12 protein-coding genes are annotated in these 17,012 nt (G+C 65.4%); 3 read left to right on the top strand and 9 right to left on the bottom strand.

Annotation, left to right across the window (positions count from 1 at the left end; translation table 11 throughout):
• The first annotated feature begins 62 nt into the window (after window positions 1–62).
• On the top strand, window positions 63–2,150 hold the full coding sequence (locus AC1Q5B_RS14110; protein WP_492632239.1) for a carbon starvation CstA family protein: 2,088 nt from the start codon (window positions 63–65) through the stop codon (window positions 2,148–2,150).
• Window positions 2,151–2,153: 3 nt separating this feature from the next.
• Window positions 2,154–2,378: a YbdD/YjiX family protein gene (locus tag AC1Q5B_RS14105; RefSeq protein ID WP_492632238.1), complete on the top strand. Its 225-nt coding sequence runs from the start codon at window positions 2,154–2,156 to the stop codon at window positions 2,376–2,378.
• Between the two features lie 142 nt (window positions 2,379–2,520).
• On the opposite strand, the gene AC1Q5B_RS14100 is transcribed toward AC1Q5B_RS14105, so the two are convergent.
• From AC1Q5B_RS14100 to AC1Q5B_RS14085, 4 genes are all read right to left on the bottom strand, one after another.
• Complete coding sequence (locus AC1Q5B_RS14100) at window positions 2,521–3,780, bottom strand: DUF819 family protein (protein WP_492632237.1); 1,260 nt, start codon at window positions 3,778–3,780, stop codon at window positions 2,521–2,523.
• Between the two features lie 78 nt (window positions 3,781–3,858).
• Window positions 3,859–5,118: a DUF819 family protein gene (locus AC1Q5B_RS14095; RefSeq protein ID WP_492632236.1), complete on the bottom strand. Its 1,260-nt coding sequence runs from the start codon at window positions 5,116–5,118 to the stop codon at window positions 3,859–3,861.
• A gap of 62 nt (window positions 5,119–5,180) precedes the next feature.
• Window positions 5,181–7,250 (bottom strand): dipeptidyl-peptidase 5, encoded by a 2,070-nt coding sequence (locus AC1Q5B_RS14090; RefSeq protein ID WP_492632235.1) that lies wholly within the window; start codon window positions 7,248–7,250, stop codon window positions 5,181–5,183.
• Window positions 7,251–7,343: 93 nt separating this feature from the next.
• The gene (locus tag AC1Q5B_RS14085; RefSeq protein WP_492632234.1) at window positions 7,344–9,332 is read right to left on the bottom strand and encodes an OPT family oligopeptide transporter; all 1,989 of its coding nucleotides are present in this window, start codon (window positions 9,330–9,332) and stop codon (window positions 7,344–7,346) included.
• Window positions 9,333–9,448: 116 nt separating this feature from the next.
• On the opposite strand from AC1Q5B_RS14085, the gene AC1Q5B_RS14080 reads away from it, so the two are divergent.
• Entirely contained in the window at window positions 9,449–11,257 is a 1,809-nt protein-coding gene (locus AC1Q5B_RS14080; RefSeq protein WP_492632233.1) for a peptide MFS transporter, read from the top strand.
• A gap of 51 nt (window positions 11,258–11,308) precedes the next feature.
• Here the strand turns inward: AC1Q5B_RS14080 and AC1Q5B_RS14075 are convergent, their stop codons facing one another.
• From AC1Q5B_RS14075 to rfbB, 5 genes are all read right to left on the bottom strand, one after another.
• Window positions 11,309–13,297 (bottom strand): alpha/beta hydrolase family protein, encoded by a 1,989-nt coding sequence (locus AC1Q5B_RS14075; RefSeq protein ID WP_492632232.1) that lies wholly within the window; start codon window positions 13,295–13,297, stop codon window positions 11,309–11,311.
• Between the two features lie 97 nt (window positions 13,298–13,394).
• Window positions 13,395–14,294, bottom strand: coding sequence for a dTDP-4-dehydrorhamnose reductase (gene rfbD / locus AC1Q5B_RS14070; RefSeq protein WP_492632231.1), 900 nt, complete (start codon window positions 14,292–14,294; stop codon window positions 13,395–13,397).
• On the bottom strand, window positions 14,291–14,848 hold the full coding sequence (gene rfbC, locus AC1Q5B_RS14065) for a dTDP-4-dehydrorhamnose 3,5-epimerase (protein WP_492632230.1): 558 nt from the start codon (window positions 14,846–14,848) through the stop codon (window positions 14,291–14,293). The genes rfbD and rfbC overlap by 4 nt, the downstream gene beginning before the upstream one ends.
• The gene (gene rfbA / locus AC1Q5B_RS14060) at window positions 14,845–15,732 is read right to left on the bottom strand and encodes a glucose-1-phosphate thymidylyltransferase RfbA (protein ID WP_492632229.1); all 888 of its coding nucleotides are present in this window, start codon (window positions 15,730–15,732) and stop codon (window positions 14,845–14,847) included. Before rfbA ends, rfbC begins: the two co-directional genes overlap by 4 nt.
• Before the next feature lie 14 nt (window positions 15,733–15,746).
• Window positions 15,747–16,802 (bottom strand): dTDP-glucose 4,6-dehydratase, encoded by a 1,056-nt coding sequence (rfbB, locus tag AC1Q5B_RS14055; RefSeq protein ID WP_492632228.1) that lies wholly within the window; start codon window positions 16,800–16,802, stop codon window positions 15,747–15,749.
• Window positions 16,803–17,012: the final 210 nt, after the last annotated feature.

The following is a 17,012-nucleotide window of genomic DNA, read 5'->3' as shown; positions in this document are numbered from 1 at the left end:
TACGGATTGACCGGTTTCCCGCATGGGGTGACCCTTGTGCGGACTCGCAGGAGGGTTCCCGAATGAATGGTTTTTCCAAGATCGGCTGGGCGGCGCTCGCGCTGCTCGGCGCGGTGTGTCTGGGCGTGGTGGCGCTGCGCCAGGGCGAACAGATCAGTGCGCTGTGGATCGTCGTGGCGGCGGTCTCCATCTACCTGGTCGCCTACCGCTACTACAGCCTGTACATCGCCAAGAACGTGATGCAGCTGGACCCGACCCGGGCCACGCCGGCGCACATCAACAACGATGGCCTGGACTACGTGCCCACCAACAAGCACGTGCTGTTCGGCCACCACTTCGCCGCGATCGCGGGCGCCGGTCCGCTGGTCGGCCCCGTGCTGGCCGCGCAAATGGGTTACCTGCCCGGCATGCTGTGGCTGATCGCCGGCGTCGTGCTGGCGGGTGCGGTGCAGGACTTCATGGTCCTGTTCATCTCCAGCCGCCGCAACGGCCGCTCGCTGGGTGACCTCGTCCGTGAGGAAATGGGCCAGGTGGCCGGCACGATCGCGCTGTTCGGTGCCTTCCTGATCATGATCATCATCCTGGCGGTGCTGGCGATGATCGTGGTGAAGGCGCTGGCGGAAAGCCCGTGGGGCATGTTCACGGTGATCGCCACGATGCCCATCGCGATCTTCATGGGCATCTACATGCGCTACATCCGCCCCGGCAAGATCGGCGAGATCTCGGTGGTCGGCATCATCCTGCTGTTGCTGGCCATCTGGTTCGGCGGCAAGGTCGGCGCGCATCCCACCTGGGGTCCGGCGTTCACCTTCACCGGCACCCAGATCACCTGGATGCTGATCGGCTACGGTTTCGTCGCCGCCGTGCTGCCGGTGTGGCTGCTGCTGGCCCCGCGCGACTACCTGTCGACCTTCCTGAAGATCGGCGTGATCGTCGCGCTGGCCATCGGCATCGTCATCGCCAGCCCGGAAGTGACCTCGCTGAAGATGCCGGCGCTGACGCAGTTCGCCAGCACCGGCGACGGCCCGGTCTGGAAGGGTGGCCTGTTCCCGTTCCTGTTCATCACCATCGCCTGCGGCGCGGTGTCGGGCTTCCACGCGCTGATCAGCTCGGGCACCTCGCCCAAGCTGCTGGCCAACGAGACCCACACCCGCTACATCGGCTACGGCGGCATGCTGATGGAATCCTTCGTCGCCATCATGGCGCTGGTCGCGGCCTCGATCATCGAGCCGGGCGTGTACTTCGCCATGAACAGCCCCGCCGCCGCGATCGGCACCACCGCGGTCGACGTGGCCGCCAAGGTCAGCAGCTGGGGTTTCGTGGTGACGCCGGAAATGCTGGAGCAGACGGCGCACAACATCGGCGAGAGCACCATCATCTCGCGCGCCGGTGGCGCTCCGACGCTGGCCGTCGGCATCGCGGTGATCCTGCACGACGCGCTGCCTGGCGGCGACGCGATGATGGCGTTCTGGTACCACTTCGCCATCCTGTTCGAGGCGCTGTTCATCCTGACCGCCGTGGACGCGGGCACGCGTGCCGGCCGCTTCATGCTGCAGGACCTGCTCGGCAACTTCATCCCGCCGCTGCGCAGGACGGATTCCTGGGGCGCGAACGTCATCGGCACCGCCGGCTGCGTCGCCCTGTGGGGTTACTTCTTGTATCAGGGCGTGGTGGATCCGCTGGGTGGCATCAACACCCTGTGGCCGCTGTTCGGCATCGCCAACCAGATGCTCGCCGGCATCGCGTTGATGCTGTGCACTGTGGTGCTGTTCAAGATGAAGCGCGACCGCTACGCCTGGGTGACCATCGTGCCGGCGGTGTGGCTGCTGATCTGCACGACGTACGCAGGCCTGATCAAGATCTTCGACAGCAACCCGGCGGTCGGTTTCGTCGCCCAGGCCAAGAAGTACCAGGCCTCCATCGCCGACGGCCAGTTGCTCGGTGCCGCCAAGAGCATGAGCCAGATGCACCAGGTGGTGATCAACAGCTACGTCAACACCGCACTGACCGTGCTGTTCCTGTTCGTGGTGTTCAGCGTGCTGCTGTACGCGGTCAAGGCGATCCTGAAGGCCCGCGCCAGCAGCGAGCGCACCGATCGGGAGTCGCCGTATGTCGCGCTGACGGAAGAGCAGCAGAAGGTGTGGCTGTAAGCCATGGGCACCGAACTCGTTCCGCTCTCGCACTTCGCCACGCACAAGCGTGTGTGGCGGAGGCTGGTGCAGACGGCGCGGCTGTGCTGCGGCGTGCCGGACTACGACAACTACGTCCGGCACGTGCTGGAGAAGCATCCCGACCGCGAACCGATGGACTACAAGACCTTCTTCCGCGAGCGGCAGGAGGCCCGGTTCGGCGGCAAGAGCGGGTTCCGCTGCTGCTGAGGCCGCGGGCCCCGGGAGAAACAAGAAGGGCGAAGCCGGTGGCTTCGCCCTTTTTCGTTCCGGCTTTCCTGCAGGAGCGACGTGAGTCGCGACGTTGATGTTTCCGGTCGCGACTTACGTCGCTCCTACAGGGTTTCCTTCGTCAGCCCTGCCCTGCCATCCCTCGCAGCACCACGCCGACCACGTAGGCGGCGACGGTGCCCGTCGCGTATCCCAGCGCCCCGAGCAGTGCGCCCACCGGTGCCAACGAGGGGTGGAACACCGTGGCCACCACCGGCGCCGAGGCCGGGCCACCGATGTTGCTCTGCGAGCCCATCGCGAAATAGAAGAACGGCACCTTGAGCAGTTTCGCCAGCAAGGCCAGCAGCACGATGTGGACGAGGATCCAGATCAGGCCCAGCGCCAGCAGCCAGGGCTTGTCGGCCAGCGAACCGATGTCCATCTGCATGCCGATGCAGGCGATCAGGATGTACAGGAACAGGGCGCCGATCTTCGACGCACCGGCGCCATCCAGCGTGCGCGCGCGGGTCAGGCTCAGGCCGAGGCCGACGAACGTCGACAGCACGACGACCCAGACGAAGGGTTCGTGCAGGCTGACTTGCTTCGCCCACGACACGTTCTGTGCGAACCACGACGACGCGGGCCCGGCAATGGCATGCGACAGGCCGACCGAGCCGAACGCGATGCCGAGGATGACCATCAGGTCGGGTAGCGTCGTTACCCGCTCGTGCTGCTTCTGGTAACTGGCGAGGCGCTCCTTCAGCTCCTCGATCGCACGCGTATCCGCGCCGCTGCGCGCATCGATCGCCTGCGCGCGGTTGGCCAGGAAGATCAGCACGGCCATCCATACGTAACCCACACTGACATCGACGACGACGAACTGCCCGAACGTGGTTTCGTCGACCGCGAACACCTCCTTCATCGCCAGCATGTTGGCGCCGCCGCCGATCCAGCTGCCCGCCAGTGCCGCCATGCCGCCCCACGTGTCGCCGGCCACGGTTTCCGGATGGATGAATCCCATCAGCCAGAAGGCTACCCATGCACCGACCATGATGCTGATCGAGGCCCCGGCATACATCGCCAGCAGCTTCGGCCCCAGTTTCAATACGCCCTTCAGGTCGATGGTCAGCGTCAGCAACACCAGTGCGGCCGGCAACAGCACGCGGCTGGCGACCGGGTTGTACAGCTTGCTGGCGTTGCCGTCGATCAGGCCAATGCTGTTGTAGATGCCCGGAATGAAGTAGCACAGCAGCAAGGCCGGCACGTAGGTATAGAACTTTTTCCAGGCACCGGTCTCGCGCGACGATGTCCAGAACACGACGCCCAATGTGGCGGCGATGAGGCCAAACAGGACGATGTCGTTCTGGATCAGTGCGGTGGAAGGGGCAACGGAGTCGGCCACGAAAGCATTCCCACAGGTTCGCCGCGGGAAAGGAGGTCAGGCGATGCGCGGCGCACCGCCGGACCGGAGGCCGCCGAGCTACTGCCCGGCCATCGACCGCAGTACCTGGCCCAGGCCATAGGCGATCACGGTGCCCGTGGCGTAGCCGACCGTCCCCAGCAGCACACCCACCGGCGCCAGGCTCGGATGGAACGCTGCGGCCACGACCGGTGCCGACGCGGCGGCGCCGATGTTGCCCTGCGAACCGACCGCGAAGTAGAACAACGGCGCTTTCACCAGCTTCGCCGCCACCCAGATGACCAGGATGTGGACCAGCATCCAGATGACGCCGATGGCCAGCAACTCGGGGCGAGCCGCCAATTGCAGGAAGTCCATCTGCATGCCGATACAGGCGATCAGGAAGTACAGGAACATCGTGCCGACCCGCGAAGCGCCGGCGCTTTCCAGCCGGCGTACGCGGGTGAAACTCAGGCCCAGGCCGATCACCGTGGACAGCACCACCACCCAGACAAAGGACGAATCCAGGCTGTAGCGCGAGGCGTTGGCCACGTTGGCCGCGCACCACGCCGCCAGCGGCGAGGCCACGGCGTGCGCAAGTCCTACGGCGCCGAATGCCAGGCCGACGATCACCATCATGTCGCTGAGGCTGGGGATGCGCGCGTTGGCGGCCTCGTAGGCCGCGATCCGTTCCTTCATCTCATCGAGGGCGCGCGTGTCGGCGCCGCTGCGCGCGTCCAGCCGCGCGGAGCGACCGGACAGGAACAGCAGCGTCGCCATCCACAGGCTGGCGACGGCCACATCAACCACAGCGAACTGGCCGAACAGCGTCGCGTCGACGGCGTACACCTCGCGGATGGCGACCATGTTCGCGCCACCGCCAATCCAGCTGCCGGACAAGGCGGCCATGCCCTTCCAGGTGTCGCCGGCTACCGCCGGGGGGTGTATCCACTGCATCAGCTGGAACGACACGATGGCGCCCAGCACGACGCCGACGGTACCGGCGCAGAATACGAACAACAGCTTGGGGCCGAGTTTCAGGATGCCTTTCAGATCGACCGACAGCGTGAGCAGCACCAGCGCCGCGGGCAGCAGCACACGGCTGGCGACGGGGTTGTAGAGGCTGTTGTTGCCACCGTCGATCAGGCCAACGGTGTTGTAGAACGCGGGGATGAAGTAGCACAGCAGCAAGGCCGGCACCCACGCGAAGAATTTCTTCCAGAACGGCGTAGGACCACTGGACAGCCAGAAGATCAGGCCGAGCGTGCCGGCAATGAGGCCGAACAGGACGATGTCGTTCTGGATCAGCGCGGCGGAGGGTTCGGTGGCTTCAATCGCCATCGGCGGCGTACTCCTTCAATCAAAGAAGAAGGGCCGGCGTGACCGACCCTTCAGTGCAGGCCTCAGCGGCCGATGTGCTGCTTCAGCCAGGCGTTGACGGTGTCGTGCCACAGGATGCTGTTCTGCGGCTTCAGCACCCAGTGGTTCTCGTCGGGGAAGTACAGCAGCTTCGACTCGATGCCCTTGCGCTGCAGCGCGGTGAACGTGGACAGGCCCTGGTCCACCGGCACGCGGTAGTCCTTTTCGCCTTGCACCACCAGCATCGGCACGCGCCACTTGGCGACATGGTTGACCGGATTGAACTTCTCGTAGTTCTTCGGTGCGTCGAACGGTGTACCGCCATTCTCCCACTCGGTGAACCACAGCTCTTCGGTCACGTGGCCCATCGAACGCGTATCGAACACGCCGTCGTGGTTGACGAGGCACTTCCACGGCTCGTTCCAGTTGCCGGCGATCCAGTTGATCATGTAGCCGCCATAGCTGGCGCCGAGCGCGCACGCCTTGCTGCCGTCGAGGAAGGCGTACTGCTTCTGCACCGCCGCCCAGCCCTTCTGCAGGTCTTCCAGCGGGCGGTCGCCCCAGTGCTGGCTGATCGCGTCGGTGAAGGCCTGGCCGTAACCGGTGGAGCCGTGGAAGTCGATCATCACCACCGCATAGCCTTGGCCCGCGTAGGTCTGCGGATTCCAACGGTAGCTCCAGCCATTGCCGAAGCTGCCCTGCGGACCGCCGTGGATCAGGAAGGCGACCGGATACGTCTGGCCTTCCACGTAGTCGTGCGGCTTGACGACGTAGCCGTGCACGGTCTCGTTGTTCCAGCCCTTGAAGGTGAACTGTTCGAAGTCGCCGAACGATACGTCCTTCAGCACCTCGCCGGCCGTCGGCGTGATGGCGCGCAAGGTGGCGCCGACGTCGTCGCTGGTGGCGTAGATGACGTCACCGGATTGCAACGTGTTGCGCGACAACACCAGCGTCTTGCCAGCCATGTCGAACGCCGAGACGCTACCGTCGCCAACGATCTTGCGGGTCTGGCCGCTCTGGATGTCCACCGAGAACAAGGGGTGTTCGCCCATGTCCTGTGCCGTGGTGTAGATCCGTTCGCCGTCGTCCGAGAGCACGATGCTGTCAGCGCTGCGATCCCAGTCCGGCGCGATCTCGCGGACTTTTCCGTTGTCCAGATCCATCGCCATCAGGCCATAGCGGTCGGCTTCGAAACCCGGGCGCTTCATCGCGCGGTAGAACAGCGTCTTGCCGTCGGCACTGAACACCGGACCGGTGTCCCAGGCGGGATTGGCCGCCGTCAGGTTGACCGGCGCGCTGCTGCCGTCGGCGGCGATCCTGTACAGGTCGAAGTTGGTCGACCACGCTTCCCCTTTACCGGCCACGCGGATCGCCGCAACGACCGACGCGCCGTCCGGCGACCAGGTGTATTCGTCGGCGCCGCCGAACGGCTTGGACGGCGCATCGCCATCCAGGCGGTCGGTCAGCGACGTCGCGGTGGCGACCGGCTTGGCCTTGCCTTCCGGCAGCGCGGCGACGAACAGGCGGCTGCGGCGACCATCGGCCCAGGTGTCCCAGTGGCGCACGAACAGGCCGTCATAGACCACGCCGGTGCTCTTCTTCGCGGCGGTGTCGTCGAGCCTCTTCTTCGTACAGGCGAAGTCGGCCTTGCAGTCGGCGAAGGTGTCGGTGCTGAACAGCACACGGGCGCCATCGGGCGAAAGCTTGTAGCTGGCCACCTCCAGCGCGAAGTCGGTCAGCTGGCGCGGCGTGCCGCCCGCGACCGGCTGCGCATACAACTGCTGGGTGCCGGACTTGGCACTGAGGAAGTAGACGGTCTTGCCGTCCGGCGAGAACGACGGCGAGTTGACGCTCCAGCCTTCCGGGGTCAGACGCTTCGGCGGCGCCATGTCGCGGGTCAGCAGATTGCGGATCCACAGGCTGCTGCTGGCTTTCACCACGTCGGCATCGACGATGCGCTTGGCGAACACGACAGTGCTGCCATCCGGCGACAGCGTCGGCGAGGACACGCGGTCCAGCTTCTGCAAGTCACGGACATCGAGGCCACGGGCGGCGGCCAGCGACGGCAGCGCGGCCAGCAGGCAGAAGGGCAACAGGGCGGATTTCAGCTTCATCCGGGGCTCCGGCAACAGGGAAACCCCGATGGTAGGCGCTAAGCGCGCCGGGGCGCAAAGGCGTCAGGTCACGCCTTTGCACCGTGTGTCAGTTCACTTTGGGCCGGATCCGGCTTCGCCCAATGCCTTCGACTTGGCGCCGGTGCGGTAGAGCAGCCAGCCGACGATCGCCAATACCGCCAGGCCGACGATCTCGCCCTGCTGGAACGCTTCCGGCAGCACCAACACGTCGCGGTCCTTGGTCGCGTAGATGGCCACGCCGACCGCGATGCCCATCAGCGCCTCGCCAGTGATCAGGCCGGCGGCGAACAGGGTACCGGGACGATGGATGCGATCCCGCGCCTCCTCGTCCTTGGTGCCGACCATGCCGTGGCGCTTCTCGACCAGATAGGCCAGCAGGCCGCCCAGGAAGATCGGCACCATCAGTTCCAGCGGCAGGTAGATGCCGATGGCCGCGGCCAGCACCGGCACGCGGAAGCTGCTGCCCTTGGCCTTCAGCGCCTCGTCGATCGCGATAATGATCGCGCCGATCACCGCGCCGATGCCGATGATGCCCCACGGCAGCTCACCGCCGAACAGGCCCTTGGCGACCGACGCCATCAGCGTGGCCTGCGGGGCGGAAAGCGGATTCGGATGCTCGGCCGTCGGCGCACCGATGCCGTAGGCCTCGGACAGGATGTTCAGCACCGGCGCCATGATCAGCGCGCACGAGAACGCACCGATGCCCAGCATCAGCTGCTGCTTCCATGGCGTGGCACCGACGATGTAGCCGGCCTTCAGGTCCTGCAGGTTGTCGCCGCCGACCGCCGCCGCGCAGCACACCACCGCACCGATCATGATCGCGGCCACCGCACCCAACGGCGCACCGCCGGCGCCGACCGCCATGCGCCCGCTTTCACCCAACAGCAACAGCAGCACGACGGAGGCGAACAGGATGGTGGCGATGGTGATGCCCGATACCGGATTGTTGGACGAACCCACCAGGCCCGCGAGATACGCGGACACCGAGACGAACAGGAAACCCGCAACGATCATGATGATCGCCATCGGAATGCTGACGTGCCACATGCCAACGATGGCCTGGTACAGCAGCAGCAGCGGCAGCACGAACACCACCAGCGCCACCAGCATCCACTTCATCGGCAGGTCGCGGTCGGTCTCGGCGACATCGGCGCCACCCGAGCCCGCACGCGCGGCGGCGATGCCGCTCTTGACGCCGGACAGCAGCGACTTGCGCAGCGAGAACAGCGTCCACACGCCGCCGATCAGCATGGCGCCGACGCCGAGGTAGCGGATCTTCGCGGACCAGATGGCGCCGGCGATATCTTCCGCTCCCGCACCCGCGATGCTTTGCGCCAGTGCCGGATCCGTCCCCATGAAGAACATGTGGTAGAGCGGAATGGCGATATGCCATGACAGGATGCTGCCGGACAGCACCACGATGCCGATGTTCAGGCCGACGATGTAGCCCACGCCCAGCAGCGCCGGCGACAGGTTGGTACCGAGGTAGCCGAGATACTTGCCGAAGAAGCCCGCGCCGGCCGCAGTGTCCGGGATCAGGCGCATGCCACTGTGCGCGGCGACCTTCAGCACGCCGCCGATGGCGGCGGAGAACGCGAGGATCTTCAGGCCGGGACCGGGATTCTCGCCGGCCTTCAGCACTTCGGCCGCAGCCTTGCCTTCGGGGAACGGCAGCGGCTCTTCGACGATCATCGAGCGGCGCAGCGGCACCGAGAACAGCACGCCCAGCAGGCCGCCGAGACCTGCGATGGCCAGCACCCACGAATACTGGAAGTCCTGCCAGTAGCCCAGGATGATCAGCGCGGGGATGGTGAAGATCACACCCGCCGCGATCGACGACCCGGCCGAGGCGCCGGTCTGCACGATGTTGTTCTCCAGGATCGTGCCGCCGCCCAGCAGGCGCAGCACGCCCATCGAGACGACGGCCGCCGGAATGGCGGTGGCTACGGTCAGGCCGGCGAACAGGCCCAGGTAAGCGTTGGCGGCGGACAGCACCACGGCGAGCACGATGGCCAGCACGACGGCGCGGAAAGTAAGTTGCGGGGTCCCCGGCGAGCTCATGGCGCGTTCCCGAATGGCAGAAGGCGGACACGCTAGCGTTCGCCGTCCGGCAAGTCCAGCCGCAGGGACCGTTGCGGCGCCTATACTCGCCCGGTTTTCCGAAGCTGGAGCGGCCCTTGAGCCACCCTGCCCCCGCCGCCCCCGGCCGCGACGACTTCCTGGGCCATCCCAAGGGCGTCTACGTCTGCTTCTTCACCGAGATGTGGGAGCGCTTCTCCTTCTACGGCATGAAGGCGCTGCTGCTGCTCTACCTGACCAAGTACCACCTGTTCGCCGACGGCGCCGGCTACGACCTGATCGGCGCCTACGGCGGCCTGGTCTATTGCATCCCGGTGATCGGCGGCCTGCTGGCCGACCGCTGGCTGGGGATGCGCAAGGCGGTCGTGTTCGGCGGCCTGCTGCTGGTGGCCGGCCATGCGGGCATGGCACTGGAGGGTGTCGCCGCCGTCTCGGACGGCGGTGTGGTGACGCGCGACGAAGGGGCGCTGCGCACCATGTACCTGTCGCTGGCGCTGATCGTGATGGGCGTGGGCTTCCTGAAACCGAACATCACCGGCATCGTCGGTCGCCTCTATCCGCCCGACGATCCTCGCCGCGATGGCGGTTTCAGCCTGTTCTATGCCGGCATCAACCTCGGCGCCCTGCTGGCCTCGCTGGTGTGCGGTTACCTGGGCGAAACGCTGGGCTGGAGGTACGGGTTCGGCGCGGCCGGCATCGGCATGCTGCTGGGGCTGGCGATGTTCCTGTGGGGGCAGCGCTACCTGCAGGGCCACGCGGAACCGCCATCGCCGGCGGTATTGCGTGCGCCATGGCTCGGCGTGCCGCGCGAGTGGGCGATCTACCTGGGCGCGTTGCTGGGCGTGCTGCCGGTGGCCTGGCTGATGTGGGCGGCAGCGAACGGGGCGTTCGCGCTGGGCGGCGAGCTGTCGCTGGCGCTGGTACTGATGCTCGTCGTGCTGATGCTGGTACTCGGCTGGTTCGCCTGGTTCATCACCACGCAATGCACCACGCCGCAGCGTCGGCAGATGCTCGCGCTGATGGCCATGATCTTCATGTGCCTGGTGTTCTTCACCCTGTACGAGCAGACCTACGGCTCGTGGGTGATGTTCACCGACCGCCTGCTGACGAAGGACCTGTTCCCGTCGCTGGTGCATGCGCCAGGCGTGCTGGTGTGGTCGGACGGCCTTCTGGAGAACGCAGGCCTGTTCGTCCGCACCGCGCCATGGTCGACCTGGAGCCTGCTGGCGATGCCGGTCGCCTTCGTCATCGCCGTGCGGGCCAGCGAGCGCCATGCGGGCTCACCGCTTCCTCGAACCATTTTCCTGGCGACCGCCACCGTCATGGTGCTGCTCGTCCTGCGCGATTCGGTCGTGCTGCCGCAGACGGCCGGATCGCTGACCTATCTCGGCGCATTGTTCCTAGTGGTGCTGGCGCCCGTCTTCGCGTGGCTGTGGGCCGCGCTCGCCAAACGTGGACGCGATCCTTCCAAGCCGCTGAAGGGCGCGATGGGTCTCGTGTTCGGCGGCCTATCCTTCGTCCCGCTCGCGCTCGCCGCGCAGCAGGTCGGCGAGACGGGCGTGATGGCCAGTGTGTGGTGGCTGGTGCTGGCCTATCTGCTGCTGGAAGTCGGCGAGATGTGCCTGGCGCCGGTCAGCCTGGCCGCGGTCACCGAACTGTCGGTACCCCGCGTGGTGGGCCTGATGATGGGCATGTGGCTGCTCGCCACCGCGTTCTCGGAAACGCTGGCCGCGCAGTTCGGCAAGCTGGCCGCGCTCGACGTACCGGAGGGCGAGGCCTGGGATCTCGCACAGGCCGCCGCCGGTTATGCCGACCTGTTCTGGCTGATGATGTGGATCGGGCTGGGCTGCGGCGCGGTGGCGCTGGCGGCATCTCCCTTGCTGAAGCGGATGATGCGCCGGGCGTGAAAAGCACGACGGCGCCATCGGGCGCCGTCGTTTCCTGCTCGAACCAGTTGCTTACTTGGCCTTGGCACCACCCAAGTGGCGATGGAAGAAATCCAGCAGCTTGGTGTAGTACTCCCGCTGGTTGGCCTCGACGTAGAAGCCATGTCCCTCGGTCTTGTAGTACAGCGACTCGACGGGGACGCCCGCCGCTTTCAGACGGCGCTCCATGATCTCGGTGTGCTGGACCGGTGCGCGCTCGTCTTCACCGCCTGCCGCGAGGAACACAGGCACCTTGATCCTGTCGGCCATGTTGACCGGCGAGACCGCGGCCAGCTCATTGCGCGGCCCGATCCACTGATTCAGGTAGGTCTCACCGGAGCCGCGCTGCTGGATGTCGCCCCGCGTATGCATCATGGGCAGGTCGTAGATACCCACGTAGCCTGCGGCACACCGGTACAGCGCCGGTTCCTTCGCCGCGCCTGTGAGCGCCGCGTAAGCGCCGTAGCTGGCACCATAAATACAGATGCGACGTGGATCGGCAACGCCCTGGCCGATGGCCCACTTGGTCGCGTCGGTGACGTCGTCCTGCATCGCCAGCCCCCATTCGCGCGCACCGGCCTCGTGGAACGAACGACCGTAGCCGCCCGAGCCACGGAAGTTGGGCTGCAGGACGGCATAGCCCGCACTTGCCAACATCTGGGCCTCGTCGTCGAACGCCCACACATCACGGATCCCGAACGGGCCACCATGCGGCAGGACGACCATCGGCAGGTTCTTGCCCTGGCCGCCGGGCGGCAGCGTCAGGTAGCCATGCATGGCGAGGCCGTCCCGCGAAGTCCACTGCACGGGCTTCGACTCGGCCATCTTCTCGGGATCGAACCAGTCGCGCCGGCTCAGCAGGTAGTCCGCCTTGCGCTCGTTGATACGGAACAAGTAGAAATCGCCCGGATTGCGGTCGCTGGACATCTCGACCAGCGCCGTGTTGCCGTCGGCCGTGATGGAGGTGATGCCCACCGTGTGGCCGGCGAACGCCTGTTCGAGCTCTTTCTGCAGGCGGGCTTCCTTGCTGGCCGGGTCGAAGAACGCGGTACGCGGCTTACCATCCATCAGCAGCACGCCCACCGGCACGCGTCCTGCGGACGTATCGGCATCGACACCGATCGCGCCATCACGGTAGATGATGGCGGCAGGATCCACGCTTTCATCGCGCAATACCGTCTTGCGGGTCCCCGAGGCGACGTCGTAGGCCACCACGGCGTCCGGCCCCTTGCGCTGCTCCGCGAGCAGATAGGCCGTGCGGTTGTCCTCCGAGAAGCCGATCGGATACTCGCTCTCGCCGGTTACTGATTCGTCGTTGAGCAGCGTCCACTCCGCGCCGTCGCCGCTGCGGTAATACAGCTTGCGCACGTTGTCCGAGCCCGCGCCGGCGGCGAAGCGCACGGTACCGGTGTTGTCGGTGACGAAATCGGCACGCCGCACCGGCGCGCGCGCGACCTGCGTGCGCCGTCCGCTATAGACGTCCATGCGCTCCGCGCGCGTGTACGGATCTTCGCTGAAGGGCCACACCGCGATGATGACGTTCTTGTCGTCGCCCGGCAGCGTGTCGACAAGGAATGCGGCGACATCCTCGACCTTCTTGGGCTGGATGCGGGTTCCCGCGCCGCGGCTCTCGACCCGGTAGCCGACCAGCATTTCCACCTTGGTACCGTCGGCATTGATGCCGTACAGCTCGCCGGTCGGTTGCGGCTCGTCCAGGGCGCCGTACTTCTCCGAGATCGCGATCAGCACCCGCTCCGGATTGACCCACCAGAAACCGGAGACGTGCGTATTCTTTCCCAGCACGAAATGCGCGGTCAGCTTGTTGCCGCTACGCAGCATGACCGCCAGCCCAGTACGGTCCTCCAGCCTTACTGTCGCGGCGTAGTAATTGCCGTTTGGCGAGAGCTTGATGTCATCGAACTTGTCCTTGCGGACAAATGCGTCTACATCGACCTGCGCAAATGCGCCGAACGACGCCAATGCGAGGCAGGCCGCGAACGCAGCCAGGATTCCCCTGATCATCTTCCTTCCCGTCGAAACCATCCCCTGGGCAGACGATAACGAGAGCCGGGGGGCTGCGCAATCAGGCGTGTCGCGACACGCGCAAGCCGTGACTGGGTCAGCGGGCGGCCATCTGGTCCAGCACGTGTTCCAGTCCCACCCGCCAGTCGGGCATCGACTGCCCCAGGACGGACTCGAGCGCTGCCACATCCATGCGTGAATAGCCGGGGCGGCAAGCGCGCGTCGGGAAGTCGGCGCTCGCGATCGGCGTGACACGAGGCGCCTGCGACAGCAGTCCGCGCACGGCAGCACCGGTGACAATGGCCTCGGCGAACCCGTACCAGGAAGTAGCGCCGGAGGCGGTCAGATGCAGGGTACCCCGTGCCTGTTTACCGATGTTTAGCAGGCGCGCGGTGGTATCGGCGATCAGGTAGGCAGGCGTCGGTGTGCCGACCTGGTCGGCAACAACACGCAGTTCAGTCCTCTCTGCACCCAAGCGCACCATGGTGCGCAGGAAGTTGTGTCCCCGCGCACCATATACCCATGCGGTCCTGAGGATAAGGTTATTTTCACCCGCCGCGCGCACCGCCTCCTCGCCTGCCAGCTTGCTGGCCCCGTATACCCCCAATGGCGCGGTGGCATCGTCTTCGCGATAAGGGTGCGTCCCCCGCCCATCGAACACGTAGTCGGTGGAGTAATGGACGAACGGAATGCCGAGGGATGCGCAGGCTCTGGCCAGCACGCCAGGGGCTTCCGCGTTCGCGCGGAACGCGGCAGCCTCATCGTCTTCAGCCTTGTCGACGGCCGTGTAGGCAGCAGCGTTGACGACCAGCGCGGGCGCGACGCGTGCCACCAGTGCGGCAAGTGTTTCGGGCTGGTCGAAATCGGCGATCTCGCAACGCCCGCCATCCGACAGTTCGCCGGAACGCGTGGTCGCCACGACCTCTCCCAGCGGCGCCAGGCTGCGCCTCAGTTCATGGCCCACCTGTCCATTCGCACCGAGCAGCAGGATGGTCATGGTGCGAAGGTCGGCAGTCGCTCCGGCGCGATGTCGGCCAGCAAGGGCGCCACTTCGTCCTTGGCCGACAACTGGGGCTCGCCGACAGGCCAGTCGATGCCGATCGCGGGGTCGTCCCAGCGAACGCCCGCATCCGCCGCCTTGTCGTACACGGCCGTGCACAGATAGCTGAAGACCGCGCGTTCGGACACCACGGCGAAACCGTGGGCGAAGCCTTCCGGGATCCAGAACTGGCGCTTGTTTTCGGCACTCAATATCACGGCTTCCCAACGCCCGAATGTCGGTGAACCGCGACGGATGTCGACCGCCACGTCGTAGACCTCGCCTTCGAGCACGCTGACCAGCTTGCCCTGCGGATTCGGCCACTGATAATGCAGGCCGCGCAGCACGCCCCGCGAAGACGAGGACACGTTGCTCTGGACGAAGCTGGTCGGCAATCCGTGCTCACCGAAGCGGGCGGCATTCCATGTCTCGAAAAAGAAGCCCCGCTCGTCACCGAACACGGCCGGCTCGATGATGACACAGCCGGGCAACTTGGTTTCAATGACCTTCATCGAACAACCCCTCGCGCAGCGAGCGACAACAGATATTGGCCATAGCCGTTCTTGGCGAGCGGTGCCGCCAGCTTCTCCACCTGGGTGGCGTCTATCCAACCGTTGCCGAAAGCGATCTCCTCGGGGCAGCAGACCCTCAGGCCCTGCCTCGCCTCGATGGTTTCGATGAAATTCGATGCCTCGAGGAGGGACTGGTGGGTACCGGTGTCGAGCCACGCGTGCCCGCGTCCGAGTTGCTCGAGGTGCAGGTTGCCCGCGTCGAGATAGCAACGATTCAAATCGGTAATCTCGAGTTCGCCGCGTGGCGAGGGCTTGAGCGCGGCTGCGTAGTCGCTTGCGTGGCCGTCGTAGAAGTAAAGTCCCGTGACCGCATAGTTGGAACGCGGTTTGGCGGGTTTCTCCTCGATGCCGACGACCCGTCCGTTCGGATCGAACTCGGCGACGCCATAGCGCTCCGGATCGTTGACCCAGTAGCCGAACACGGTGGCTCCGTCGGCGCGGGCGTCGGCGCGACGAAGCTGTTCGGTGAACCCATGCCCGTAGAAGATATTGTCGCCGAGCACCAGACAGCTGGGCTTGCCTGCCACGAAATCGCGCCCGATCAGGTAAGCCTGGGCCAACCCATCCGGGCTCGGTTGCACGGCGTACTGGATATCCATTCCCCACTGCGTACCGTCGCCCAGCAGTGCCTTGAACAAGGCCTGCTCGTGCGGCGTGTTGATCACCAGCACCTCGCGGATGCCCGCCAGCATCAGCACGCTGAGCGGGTAGTAGATCATCGGCTTGTCGTAGATCGGCAGCAGTTGCTTGCTGATGGCCTGTGTCAGCGGGTACAGGCGGGTGCCGGACCCCCCGGCGAGAATGATGCCCTTGCGTGTCGTCATGGTCTTGCTGTTCCTTACGCGGCCGTACCGATGCGTTCCAGACGATAACTGCCGTCCAGGACACGCTTCACCCATTCCTGGTTGGACAGATACCAGTCGACGGTCTCGCCGATGCCCTGCTCGAACGTGTACGCCGGCTCCCAGCCCAGTTCGTCCCGAAGCTTGGACGCGTCGATCGCGTAACGACGGTCGTGTCCGGGGCGGTCGGCGACGAACGTGATCTGGCTGCTGCGCGGCTGCCCATCGTCGCGCGGGACGCGCTCGTCGAGCAGGGCGCAGATGGTATGGACGACGTCGATGTTCTGCTTCTCGGCGTTGCCACCGACGTTGTAGGTCTCGCCGACGCGGCCCTTTTCCAGGACCGTGCAAATGGCGCTGCAGTGATCGCCCACGAACAGCCAGTCGCGCACGTTCTTCCCGTCGCCATAGACCGGGAGGGGCTCACCCGCGAGGGCCCGCGCGATGATGAGCGGGATCAGCTTCTCCGGGAAATGATACGGACCATAGTTGTTTGAGCAGTTGGTCGTGAGTACCGGCAACCCGTACGTATGGTGGAACGCGCGCACGAGGTGATCGGAAGCGGCCTTGGATGCCGAGTATGGAGAATTGGGCGCGTAAGGCGTCGTTTCGGTGAACTTGCCGGTATCGCCCAGGGAGCCGTAGACCTCGTCGGTGGATACATGAAGGAAGCGGAACCCCTCACGACGCCCGCCTTCCAGTGCCTTCCAGTAGTCGCGCGTCGCCTCCAGCAGGCCGAGCGTGCCGACCACATTGGTCTGGATGAACGCGCCGGGGCCGTCAATCGAGCGGTCGACATGGCTTTCCGCGGCGAAGTTCACCACCGCATCGGGCTGATGCTCAGAGAGAAGTCGCGCCACGAGTTCGCGATCACCTATGTCCCCTTGTACGAAGACATGCGACGCATTGTCCTGAATGGATGCCAAGGTATCCAGATTGCCGGCATACGTCAGCGCGTCGAGATTGATCACCTTGACGCCACTCGCAACCGCGCGCAGCACGAAATTCCCACCGATGAAACCGGCTCCGCCGGTCACAAGCCACGTCGGCATGTATTGCTCCTTAAATTCCATGTAAAACGATTGCGCGGAGAGCGTATTGCTCAGAACGGCTCTAGCCACCACAAGCCAAGGCGCACAGAAATATTATCATTAAAATCAACATGATGGCGATTAAAATAAGACACCATGACCTTCCTTTTGTTACTTTTTGATTGCTCAGCTGGCCTATGCGGGCAAATTTGCAACAACTCAAGCCACCTA

The sequence above is a fragment of the Pseudoxanthomonas sp. GW835-FHT14C01 genome (assembly GCF_058793715.1).
The sequence above is the reverse complement of the archived record's forward strand: the minus strand, read 5'-3'. Positions and strand labels throughout refer to the sequence as shown.